This window comes from Haloarcula amylolytica (assembly GCF_049705545.1).
GTDB lineage: Archaea > Halobacteriota > Halobacteria > Halobacteriales > Haloarculaceae > Haloarcula > Haloarcula amylolytica_B.
Map to the genome: position 1 here is coordinate 3066580 of NZ_JBNAMU010000001.1, position 12171 is coordinate 3078750.

Annotated in this window: 8 protein-coding genes; 5 read left to right on the forward strand and 3 right to left on the reverse strand. The window is 64.9% G+C overall.

Translation table 11 applies throughout. The annotated features are described in order from the left end of the window. Positions 1 to 13 precede the first annotated feature (13 nt). The 3 genes from glmS to ACOZ4H_RS16080 all read right to left on the reverse strand — a co-directional run bounded on the left by glmS (position 14) and on the right by ACOZ4H_RS16080 (position 4015). On the reverse strand, positions 14 to 1804 hold the full coding sequence (gene glmS, locus ACOZ4H_RS16070; protein ID WP_424330221.1) for a glutamine--fructose-6-phosphate transaminase (isomerizing): 1791 nt from the start codon (positions 1802 to 1804) through the stop codon (positions 14 to 16). Beyond that, on the reverse strand, positions 1804 to 2994 hold the full coding sequence (gene glmU / locus ACOZ4H_RS16075; RefSeq protein ID WP_424330222.1) for a bifunctional sugar-1-phosphate nucleotidylyltransferase/acetyltransferase: 1191 nt from the start codon (positions 2992 to 2994) through the stop codon (positions 1804 to 1806). The genes glmS and glmU overlap by 1 nt, the downstream gene beginning before the upstream one ends. Positions 2995 to 3154: 160 nt before the next feature. Beyond that, positions 3155 to 4015, reverse strand: a complete 861-nt coding sequence (locus ACOZ4H_RS16080; RefSeq protein ID WP_424330223.1) for a CheF family chemotaxis protein — start codon at positions 4013 to 4015, stop codon at positions 3155 to 3157. Positions 4016 to 4181: 166 nt separating this feature from the next. On the opposite strand from ACOZ4H_RS16080, the gene acs (ACOZ4H_RS16085) reads away from it, so the two are divergent. The 5 genes from acs (ACOZ4H_RS16085) (at position 4182) to ACOZ4H_RS16105 (ending at position 12169) form a co-directional block, all read left to right on the forward strand. Continuing rightward, positions 4182 to 6125, forward strand: coding sequence for an acetate--CoA ligase (acs, locus tag ACOZ4H_RS16085; protein WP_424330224.1), 1944 nt, complete (start codon positions 4182 to 4184; stop codon positions 6123 to 6125). 140 nt (positions 6126 to 6265) lie between these two features. Next, positions 6266 to 7957, forward strand: a complete 1692-nt coding sequence (locus ACOZ4H_RS16090; protein WP_424330225.1) for a bacterio-opsin activator domain-containing protein — start codon at positions 6266 to 6268, stop codon at positions 7955 to 7957. A gap of 70 nt (positions 7958 to 8027) precedes the next feature. Next, the gene (gene acs, locus ACOZ4H_RS16095; RefSeq protein WP_424330226.1) at positions 8028 to 10022 is read left to right on the forward strand and encodes an acetate--CoA ligase; all 1995 of its coding nucleotides are present in this window, start codon (positions 8028 to 8030) and stop codon (positions 10020 to 10022) included. Between the two features lie 45 nt (positions 10023 to 10067). Continuing rightward, the gene (locus ACOZ4H_RS16100) at positions 10068 to 10502 is read left to right on the forward strand and encodes a DUF4212 domain-containing protein (protein WP_424330227.1); all 435 of its coding nucleotides are present in this window, start codon (positions 10068 to 10070) and stop codon (positions 10500 to 10502) included. After that, positions 10499 to 12169, forward strand: a complete 1671-nt coding sequence (locus ACOZ4H_RS16105; RefSeq protein ID WP_424330228.1) for a sodium:solute symporter family transporter — start codon at positions 10499 to 10501, stop codon at positions 12167 to 12169. The genes ACOZ4H_RS16100 and ACOZ4H_RS16105 overlap by 4 nt, the downstream gene beginning before the upstream one ends. Positions 12170 to 12171: the final 2 nt, after the last annotated feature.

Genomic DNA, 12171 nt, shown 5'->3' on the forward strand with positions numbered 1-12171 from the left:
AGCTACGTGCTGCTCACTCGACTGTCACGCTTTTTGCCAAGTTGCGCGGCTTGTCGATGTTCCGCCCCAGCAGCGCAGCCGTGTGATACGACACCAGCTGCAGGTGCGTGTTGGCCAGCACCGCAGCTGCTCGCGGATGGGTCTCCGGAATCTCGAGTACGTGGTCGGCGTAGCGTTCAACGTCGCTCTGTCCGTCTGTAATCGCAACCACCGGGGCGTCCCGCGCTTCGACCTCTTTGACGTTCCCAATCGTCTTGCGGGCGCGCTCGTCGTCGCCAGTCACGATAGCGAACACCGGCGTGTTCTCGGTCACCAGCGCCAGCGGGCCGTGTTTCAGCTCGCCCGCAGCGAAGCCCTCAGCGTGCTTGTAGGTGATCTCCTTCATCTTCAGTGCGCCTTCGAGCGCCACGGGCTCCTGGTAGCCGCGGCCGATGAAGAAGTAGGCATTGGCATCCTGGTACAGCTCTGCGATTTCCTGGGCCGCAGATTCGTCGAGGACCGCCTGGACGTGGCCGGGGAGATCGCGGAGTGCGCTGATGACCTGCCGGGCGTCGCCGGTCGTGGACGTTCCGAGCGCGAGCAGGTTCAGCGCGGCCAGCTGTGAGGCGAAAGTCTTGGTAGCGGCGACGCCGATTTCCGGACCGGCGCGGATGTACAGCGCGTGGTCGCACTCACGGGCCGCAGTGGAGCCGACGACGTTGGTCACGGCCAGCGTCCGCGCGCCGCGGCGGCGGGCCGCCCGAAGTGCCGAAAGCGTGTCCGCGGTTTCGCCGCTCTGCGTGACCCCGACGACGAGCGCGTCGCCGATGGGGGGCGTGGCAGTGGCGTACTCACTGGCGAGAAACGCCTGGGCGGGGATACCCGCTTCGCGGAACAGTTGCGCGCCATGCAGGGCAGCGTGGTACGAGGTCCCGCAGGCGACGAACTGGACGCCCGTCGGGGAGAGATCGCCGAGGTCGCCGATGTCGACTGTGCCGGCGAGTTCGTCGACGCGGCCGCGGAGACACTGCCGGAGCGCGCGCGGTTGCTCGTGGATCTCCTTGAGCATGAAGTGGTCGTAGCCGCTCTTGCCGGTCTCTTCGGGGTCCCACTGGACAGTGTCGATGTCTTTCTCGATGACGGTGCCATCGGTGTCTGTGACGGTCCACCCGTCACCGTTGAGGCGGGCGAACTCGCCGTCAGCGAGATAGACGACCTTGTCGGTGAAATCCCGGAAGGCGGGCACGTCGCTCGCCAGGTACGTTGCGTCTTCGCCGATACCCAGGACGAGCGGCGAGTCGTTCCGCGCGGCGAACACTGAATCACAGCCGGCGACCACGACGGCGACGGCGTAGCTGCCTTCGAGTCGGCTGATTGCCTCGCGGACGGCGTCCTCGGGGTCGGCTCCCGCGTCCAGCGCGTCCTCAATGAGGTGGGGCACGACCTCGGTATCGGTGTCGGACGTGAAGGTGTGGCCGGCGCTGACGAGTTCGTCCCGCAGGGACTGATAGTTCTCGATGATCCCGTTGTGGACGACTGCGACATCACCAGTGCAGTCCTGGTGTGGGTGAGCGTTCTCGTCGGTCGGCGGGCCGTGCGTGCTCCAGCGGGTGTGGCCGATACCGACCGACCCAGAGAGGGTCCGGTCGGACAGGGCCTCGCGCAGGTCGGCGATTTTGCCGGAGTGTTTACACAGGTCGATGTGACCGTTGGCCAGTGCGACCCCTGCGGAGTCGTACCCGCGGTACTCCAGTTTCGAGAGCCCGTGAACGAGTGTGTCGAGCGTCTCGTCGCCGCGGCCGACACACCCGATGATGCCGCACATCAGCGGACCACCTCCGCGCCCTCGCGGACGGTTCCATCGACCGTCACGCCGGTGGCGAGCCGAGCGTTAGGGCCCACGAGCGACCCAGAGACGAAGCTCACGTCACCGAGCGCGACGGCGCGGTCGGCAATAACGGCTCCGAGCCGCTGGTCCTCGAACACTTCCGTGCCGACCTGGACATCGGCCGGGCCGCCGGGGACGACCGTGCTGACGCCCAGGTTCACATCCTGACCGGTGACGGTGTCGACGAGGGTCGAGCTCGGGTCAACGCGTGTGTCCGCGTCGAGCACCGAGTGTTGGATGACGCTGTTGGCCCCAACAGTGACGTTTCGGCCAAGCGCGACATCTGGGCCGATGACGGCGTCCGGTCCGACCTCGCAGTCCGGCCCGATGACGACCGGCGACTGGAGGGTCGCCTCGTCGTGGACACGAGCGGAGTTGTCGACCCAGACCTGCTCGTCGCGGGCCGATTCGACGACCCGACCCCGCGCTAGCACCTCGCGGGCGACGGTCAGCAGGTCCCACGGGTACGTCGCGTCGACCCACATCCCGTCGACTTCGACTGCTCGAACTCGGGCGGATTCCAGCAGGAGTTCGATTGTGTCGGTCAGCGCCAGCTCTCCGGCGTGACGCGTCGTTTCGTCAATAGCCTCGAAAATGTCACCGTCGAAGGCGTACACCCCGCCGTTGATGAGTCTGAAATCGTCGTGTCGGGGCTTTTCGACGATGTCGACGATATCACCGTCCTGTACTTCGACAGCACCGTACCGACTGGTATCCTGTCGTTCGAGAACGGCGATGCTCGTGTGGCCAGTCTCCGCGTAGGAGGTATCTACCGCCTCGATAGTGGCCGCGTCGACGAGACGGTCACCGTTCATCACCAGGGCCGGGCCGTCGACGACGCTCCGTGCCTGGAGGAGCGCGTGCCCGCTACCCAGCTGTTTCGTCTGGCTCACGTACGAAATCGGAACGCCACGGTACGTCGGACCGAAGTGATCCTGGACGCGGTCGCGCTTGTAGCCGACGACGGCGACCAGTTTCTCGATGCCTGCCTCGACCAGCGCATCGAAGACGTGTTCGAGAATCGGACGGTTCGCGGCCGGCAACATAGGTTTTGGCCTGTTGCGCGTCAACGGCCGCAGGCGAGTCCCCTCTCCCGCAGCGAGGACCACAGCCGTATCGATGTGCATACCTGTTGCAGACGGAGGAGGGGCTTCAATATGGCGGCCTTACTGAGACTGGTCGGTGTCTACTCTCCACGCATGTCCAGATCGTGGCGTGGAAACCGAACGGATGGGGGCGTCCGAGACTACCGGTTCAATCAAAGACCGGCCGGTGCAGAATCGTTCGCTACTGCTCGCCCATCCGCTCGCCGGCGACCCGACGGCCCTTCGTCGTCAGGTTCACCTCGGTTCGTTCCCGGAGCACGCTTATCACGTCGAGTTCGATCAGCCGGTCGAAGATTTCCTCGGTTTTCTCGACATCGATACCGACGAAGTTTGGAATATCGAACGGCGACACGCCGGAGTGTAGCGCCATGATGACCCGTTTCTCCGTCGAGCTCAGGTCCAGGTCGGCGCGGTTCTGTTCGGCGCTCTCTTCGAGCATCGTCCGGAGAACGGTGGCGTGGAACTCCTCGCCAGCGAGATGTGTTTCGACGCTGATGTCGTCCTCGCTGTGCTCGACCTGAATGACCGTCCGCTCCTCACCGCTGACCTGTTTCTCTTCGACGGCCAGGTCGCCGATGTCAGCGCGGTCGACGACGACGGCTTGCCCGTCGGCCATTGCGAGCTTCAGCGCCTCGTCGGTCACTTTGAGTCGGCCTTTCGTCCACTCGGCGGACTGGACGACGCCGCCTTTCAGTGCAGGGTGTTGAACCAGCACGATTGCGCCGTCGAGACTCGCCCGGTAGAAGTCGGTCTCGAACGTCTCGTGGTCCGACGCCGACACGAGGATGACGTCCTCGCCGACGTAGAGCGCGACGTAGTCGGAGACGCCGGCGCTCTGCTGGTTCACGTCGAACCGGTCGGCGATACGGTCGATATCGGTCAGTGAAATCTGTCGCTTGTCGTCGCCCAGCAGGGCAACCCGCTCGGTGGTGAGGACGATTCGACAGTTTCGCCACTCGGCGTCGGTGAGGCGCTGTCCCTGTGAGACTGCCTGGAGGAATTGCCCCTTCGTATCGGCGATCTTCTTTTCCGTGTCGCTCATGCCCCGTACCGGCCTCTCGTACACCTGTTGTCCGCAGGACTCAATATAAGTTCCGTCGCCAGTGTCGAAAGTGAGAACAGCCGACAGCACTGGCGTCGGTTCTCTCGCAGGGAATCGTACATAATTAGAGAGGACATTTTTGAGTGCGCCGATGTATTGTCAATTGATGACACGGGGTGACGAACCGGGTCGGGACCAGTCCCACACGGGGCGAGAGACAGTCGAACCGCCGGACTGGTTCGTCGAACAGGCGAACGTGACTGACCCGGCTGTCTACGACCGCTTCGAACGGGAGTGGCCCGATTGCTGGCGCGACGCCGCCGAGTTGCTCGACTGGGAGACACCGTTCGAGACGGTATTCCGTGGCACGGACGGCCCGCCGTTTGAATGGTTCCCCGGTGGCCGATTAAACGCCGCATACAATTGTCTCGACCGGCACCTCCCCGAGCGGAAGAACCAACTCGCACTGGTCTGGGAGGGGCACCTCGGCGAGTCCCGTACTTACACCTACCTCGAGCTGTACCGGGAAGTCAACGCCTTCGCCGCGGCGCTGCGCGAACGCGGCGTCGGGCCGGACGACGTGGTGACGCTGTACCTGCCGATGGTGCCCGAACTCCCGGTCGCGATGCTGGCTTGTGCACGGCTGGGCGTGCAGCACAACGTCGTCTTCGCCGGGTTCTCCGCGGACGCGCTGGCGACGCGGATGGAACGGGCCGAGTCGGAGTACCTCATCACCTGCGACGGCTACTACCGCCGCGGCAGCGCCGTCGCACAAAAGAATAAGGCCGATAACGCGCGCATCGCCGTCGACCACGACGTGTCGGTCGTGGTGCTCGACCGACTGGGCCGTGACGTACATTTAGGCGACGACTACGACGACTATCACGACCTGCTGGCGGCCCACGAGGGGGCCGAAGTCGAACCCGTCTCGCGGGCGGCGGACGACCCGCTCTTTCGCATCTACACGTCGGGGACGACCGGGCAGCCGAAAGCCGTCACCCACACAACCGGCGGATATCTCGCACACGTCGCCTGGACCGCCCGGTCAGTTCTTGACATCAAGCCCGAGGACACCTACTGGTGCTCGGCCGACATCGGCTGGATCACCGGCCACTCATACATCGTCTACGGCCCTCTCGCGCTCGGCACCACGACGGTGCTGTACAACGGCACGGCGGACCACCCGGAGAAAGACCGGCTGTGGGAACTCATCGAGAAGTACGCCGTCGACGTCTTTTACACCGCGCCGACGGCCGTCCGGGCGTTCATGAAGTGGGGCGAGGAGTACCCCGACAAGCACGACCTCTCCAGCCTTCGCCTGTTGGGCACCGTCGGCGAACCGATGGACGCCCAGGCCTGGGAGTGGTACCGCGAACACATCGGGGGCGGCGAGTGCCCGATTGTCGATACCTGGTGGCAGACCGAAACCGGCGCAGTACTTGTGTCGACGCTACCCGGCGTCGACGAGATGAAACCCGGAGCCGCGGGAACACCGCTGCCTGGAATCGAGGCGTCCGTCGTCGACCGGTCGGGTGCGGCGGCCGGGCCGAACACGGCCGGCGAACTCGTCGTGACGCGCCCCTGGCCGGGAATGCCCCGCGCGCTACTCGACGGAACGGACTGGGGCAGCGTCCCGGACAACACCGATGGGTGGCGGTACTATCCCGAAGATAGCGTCTCGGTCGACGATGACGGCTACATCACCTTCCTCGGTCGGATCGATGACGCGATCAACGTCGCCGGCCGGCGGTTCAGCACCAAGGAACTTGAGTCAACGGTCGCCGGCGTCACCGGCGTCGCCGAAGCCGCCGTCGTCGGGGCCGACGACGAGACGACCGGAACGGCGGTGTACGCGTTCGCCTCTCCGGAGGACGGCTACGCCGAGAGCGAACTCCGAACGGCCATCGAAGAGGCCGTCGTCAACGCTATCGGTGGTATCGCCCGCCCCAAGGAGATCGTGTTCACGCCCGACCTCCCGAAGACGCGCTCGGGCAAGGTTATGCGCCGCCTGCTGACGGCAGTGGCCAACGACGAGGACCTGGGCGACACCAGCGCGCTACGGAACCCCGAAATCCTCGGCGAAATCCAGTCGACCACGAGAAGAGAGTAACTGGTTTCGTATTCTTTTGTATCTCCGAAATAGTCCTGCGGCAACAGCGTCTTTAGTGGTTGTTTTATCGTGCATCTCTCGTCCATGTCCACGATGTGACCGCAATATTTATTTCGTTATTCTCTGAATTTCCGAAATATATGGACAGCGCAGCGGACCGCATCGGTGAACGAGGGTACGAGCAGCTTCGGCGTGCGGCCGAGACACACCGGTCCGATCTCGTGCTCCGGCTCGGCGCGGAGGTCGGGCTCCGTCCGGCGGAGATGACGGCTGTTCGGCTGGCCGATATCACCGAGTTCGAGGGACATCGCCTGCTTTCCGTTCGGGAGGACAGCGAAGTTGTCCGCGAGACGTACCTCCCGGATTCGGTCGAACACGACATACGGAAATACGCGAACGCGGCCGGAACGGACGACGACGAGCCGCTGTTTTCCGTCTCCGCGCGACGGCTCCAGATGCTCGTCAGCGAGGTAGCCGACCGCGCTGCCGACGCGGCACCACACCTGCAGGGGATTTCCACGCGCGACCTCCGGTGGCGGTTCGCGGCGAGCCTGCTGGACGACGGCGTTCCGCCGGACGTCGTCTGCGCGCTCGGCGGCTGGGACCGGCTCGATCGACTGGACCCCCTGCTTGACGAACCGGACCGCGAAACCATCGTCACGGCCGTTGACGGGTCCGGCGGGCGGGCGGTCTCAAGCGAGTCCCAGCGACCCGTCGACTGGATTATGACGGTCAGCGAGGCGCTTGCGGCTGCCGCAACCGGCGAAGCAATTGCGACAGCAGTCTGTGACCACCTGACCGGGACGGCGGGCTTCGAGTTCGCCTGGCTCGCCGAGCGTACCGGCGACGGGCTGACACCGCGCGCGACGACCGAAATTCCAGAGACAGCTGTCGAGCGGCAGATCGACGCCCACATCGAGTCAGTCACCGCGCCGCTCGACGTGGGCGATGTTCGTGTCATCGACGACAGCACCGGCCCCGTCGCTCTGATCCCGCTCGTCAGAGAAAACGCCGTGTCCGGTGTCATCGGGGTCGGGGCCAGCGAAGAACTTACTGACGCGGAACGCGCCGTGCTGTCCGCGCTCGGCGTCCAGATCGGCCACGCACAGGTCGCCGCCGAGCGCAAACGCCTCCTGCTTGCCGACACGGTGACCGAACTGGAGTTCCACTGTGCGGACGAGCGAACCTTTACCGCCGGGGTATCCGGGGCGTTACAGTGTACGGTCGAGCTGTCCGGCGTCGTTCCCGTCGCGGGCCAGTCGCTGCTGTACTACCTGATGGTCGAAGGCGCCTCGGCCGACGCGATACTTTCGTATGCGGACACCGACGACGGGGTGACAGACGCCAGACTCCTCGAAGAGCACAGCGACGGCGTGCTACTGGAGGTCGTCGTTACAGACACGCCGGCGCTTCAGTTGGTCGAGAGCGGCGGCCGCATCCGCTCTGTGACGGCCACTGACGGTGTGGCAACTATCGCCGTCGAGCTTCCCAGTGAGGCCGACATCAGACCGACGGTCAACGCCGTCACCGACGCCTACCCGGAGACGTCGTTAGCGGCGAAGCGAGAGACGGAACGGCCGGCCGAGACGGACACCGGGTTCCGCGACCGGCTGACCGACACCCTCTCCGACCGGCAAGAAACAGTCCTCAGAGCGGCCTACCACAGCGGCTACTTCGAGTGGCCCCGCGGGTCGACCGCCGAGGAGCTAGCGGACTCGCTAGATGTCTCGTCGCCGACGTTGCACAATCACCTCAGGAAAGCCCAACAGAAGGTCCTGACCGCGTTTTTCGACGACCGGCCAGCGGAGCCGCGACGGCCCGCCGACAACTGAAACCCTGTTTCATGTTATCGTAGTTAGACCCCCCGTTTATATGGCCGCTGTGAAATATCGATGATAGACTATGTCAGATGAAGATGTCCAACTAGAAGCGCGGCTCGAAGAGCAGGAGGTATTCGAGCCCCCGGAGTCGTTCGTCGAGCAGGCGAACGTCACGGACGAGGGTATCTACGAGGAGTTTACCGAGAACTGGCCGGAGTGCTGGGAGGGGGCCGCCGACCTTCTCGACTGGGAGGAGGATTACGACCAGGTCCTCGACGACTCGAACCCGCCGTTCTACGAGTGGTTCACCGACGGCACACTGAACGCGTCGGCGAACTGCCTGGACCGGCACCTCGACGAACGCGGCGACGAAGCTGCTATCGAATGGGTGGGTGAGCCAGTCGAGGAAGACAACATCACCTACACCTACGAGGAACTCCACCAGAAGGTCAACGAATTCGCGGCCGGCCTGCGGGAGATGGGCGTCGGCGAGGACGACGTCGTGACGATGTACATGCCGATGATCCCGCAGCTGCCCATCGCCATGCTGGCCTGCGCTCGCATCGGCGCGCCACACTCCGTCGTGTTCGCCGGCTTCTCCGCGGATGCGCTGGCGACGCGGATGAACTCCGCCGACTCGGAGTATCTGGTCACCTGCGACGGCTACTACCGTCGCGGCGACCCGCTCGACCACCTCGACAAGGCCAACGAGGGGCTGAGTGGCGTCGACCACGAGGTCGAGCGCGCAATCGTCGCCGAGCGCCTGATGGACGGCGACGGCTTCGACCACGACTACGCCGACAACCAGGTCGCCTTCGAGGACGTCGTCGCCGACAACGAGGGCGCGACGGTCGAGCCGGTCGACCGCGACGCCGAGGACATGCTGTTCCTCATGTACACCTCCGGAACGACCGGGAAGCCGAAGGGCGTCAAGCACTCCACCGGCGGCTACCTCGCCTGGGCGGCCTGGACGTCCCAGGCGGTGCTGGACATCAAACCCGAGGACACGTACTTCTGCTCGGCCGACATCGGCTGGATCACCGGCCACTCATACATCGTCTACGGCCCGCTCGCGCTCGGCACCACGACGATGATGTACGAGGGGACGCCGGACTACCCCGACAAGGACCGCCTCTGGGACATCGTCGAAGAGTACGAGGCCGACCAGCTGTACACCGCACCGACGGCCATCCGCGCGTTCATGAAGTGGGGCAAAGAGTACCCCGAGCAGCACGATCTCTCCAGTCTGCGCCTGCTGGGCACGGTCGGCGAGCCGATCAACCCCCGGGCCTGGAAATGGTACTACAAACACATCGGGGGCGAGGAGTGTCCCGTCGTCGACACCTGGTGGCAGACCGAGACCGGCGGCATGATGATAACGACGCTGCCCGGCGTCAAGGACATGAAACCCGGGTCGGCCGGTCCGCCGCTGCCGGGCAACGACGTACGTATCGTCGACACCGAGGGCGATGAGGTCGAACCCGGCCGCGCCGGCTACCTGACCGTCGACAAGCCGTGGCCCGGCATGCTCCGGACGCTGTACAAGAACGACGAACGGTTCATCGACGAGTACTGGGCCGAGTATTCCGACACCGACAGCGACGACTCCGACGACTGGGTGTACTTCCCCGAGGACGGAGCGAAGATCGACGACGACGGCTACATCACCGTGCTGGGACGGGTCGACGACGTGATCAACGTCTCCGGCCACCGTCTCGGGACGATGGAGATCGAGAGCGCTATCGTCGGCGTGGAAGGTGTCGCCGAAGCCGCTGTCGTCGGTGGCGACCACGACATCAAGGGCGAAGCGGTGTACGCGTACGTCATCACCGAGGACGGCTACGAAGAAGACGAGGAACTCCGCAGTGCGATCATCGACGGCGTCGAGGACGCTATCGGGCCAATCGCACGGCCGGAAGCGGTTATCTTCACGCCCGAACTGCCGAAGACCCGCTCCGGGAAAATCATGCGCCGCCTGCTGGAAGACATCGCCAACGGCGAGGAACTGGGTGATACGAGCACCCTGCGAAACCCAGACGTCGTCAGTGATATCGCGACCAAAGTCCAGGGTGACTGAGCGGTAACAGCGAACAGCACCACGAATTTTCAAGCTTTCAACCCCATGTCAAGAGACACGCCCGCGGACCGAGAAGAGTCAACTATCCAACCAGATGGCGGCACGGAGCCCGCCCACGAAGAGATCAACTACCTCGACAGGGAGGTGAACCTGTTACGGCCGAGCACGCCGTTTATGCGCGACCACCTGAAGATTATCTGGAGCAGTTTCGTGCTCTGGGCGCTGGTCGTGTTCGGGCCGGTGACGCTGACCGCACTTGCGCCGGAGGTGATGACCGTGCAGATGCCTGTGCTCGGCTTCCCGCTGCACTACTTCCTCGTCTCGCTTGGCGCGCCAACGGGTGCGCTCATCCTGGCGATAGTGTACACGCGATACCGGGACGGGCTCGACCAGAAGTACGGTATCGACCCCGATTCCGTCGAGAGCACGGCTCCCGAGACGGGCGAGGCGACGGCCGCTGACGGGGGTGTCGAGCAGTGACGGTCCCGTTACAGGCGGAAGCGCTGGATATCTCCTTCAAACTCGTCCCGGCGATCATCGTCTTCCTGATGATGGCCTCGTTCCTCGTCATCGGCTACGTGTTCAAGGTGGCCGACACCGAGGGGATGTGGGTGGCCGGCCGCGGCATCGGGAACATCGAGAACGGGATGGCCATCGGCGCGAACTGGATGTCCGCCGCCTCGTACCTCGGGCTGGCCGGACTGGTCGCGCTGTCGGGCTTTTACGGCCTGGCGTTCATCGTCGGCTGGACGACCGGCTACTTCATCCTGCTCATCTTCCTGGCCGCGCAGATGCGGCGGTTCGGGAAGTACACCGCGCCGGACTTCGTCGGCGACCGGTTCAACTCGCCGACCGCCCGCGCGCTGGCCGCGTTCACCACGCTGCTCATCGCGTACGTCTACTCCGTCGGCCAGGCCCGCGGCATGGGGCTGGTCGGCCAGTACGTCTTCGGCCTCGACATCATCCCGATGATCGTCGTGATGATGACTATCACCGTCGGCTACCTCGCGCTCTCGGGGATGCTGGGCGCGACGAAGAACATGGCCGTCCAGTACACGATTCTCATCGTCGCATTCCTCGCGGGGGTGTACGTCGTCGGCTTCTCGCAGGGCTACTCGACGATACTCCCGCAGATCGAGTACGGCGCGCTGATGGCCGACCTCGGCCGCGAGTTCTCAGCGCCGTTCGTGAACCAACCATTCTACATCTGGATCGCGACGGCGTTCTCGCTCATCGTCGGGACCTGCGGCCTTCCGCACGTCCTCGTCCGGTTCTACACGGTCAGAAGCGAGCGCGTCGCCCGCTGGTCCTGCGTGTGGGGGCTGTTCTTCATCCTCCTGCTCTACTGGGCTTCGCCCGCGATGGCGGCCTTCGGCGTCGACCTCTTCCAGGCGACGACCGGCGCGAGCGCCTACGCCGCGGAAGGCGGCATGTCCGGCGCTGAGGGTGACGTGATCGTCGTGCTCGCCGCACAGTTCGCGAACCTCCCGACGTGGTTCGTCGGCCTCGTCGCGGCCGGTGCGATGGCCGCGGCTATCGCGACGACTGCCGGGCTGTTCATCACGGCCTCCTCCGCGGTCGCACACGACATCTACACCGAACTGATCAACCCCGAAGCGACCCAGCGCCAGCAGGTGCTCATCGGTCGTGGGACGATCATCGGCATGGGCGCGCTGGTGACGGTGACCGCGTTCAACCCACCGGCGCTCATCGGCGAACTGGTCGCCTACGCGTTCTCGCTGGCCGGCGTCGTCCTGTTCCCGATGTTCTTCCTCGGCCTCTGGTGGGAGAATACGAACCGTCAGGGCGCGCTGGCCGGGATGGTGCTCGGCCTGCTCATCTGGATCACCTCGATTATCAACAGCGTCCTGCCGAACTACATCGGTGCGCTCGGCGCAGCCGCTGGCGAGAGCGGGGCACTCGTCCCGATATACGCCCAGTACGTCCCGCCCATCGGCGCTGCCCTGATCGGGACGCCGGTCGTGTTCGTCGTCACCATCGCCGTCTCGCTGGCGACGCCCGAGCCGCCCCTGGAGACGAAGAAGATGGTTCGACAGTGTCACAGCCCCGAGCCGATGGGGCAACAGGAAACCGCCGCAGACGTCGTCGGTGACAGCACCAGCGGCGGCACCCCCGCAGACGACTAAAC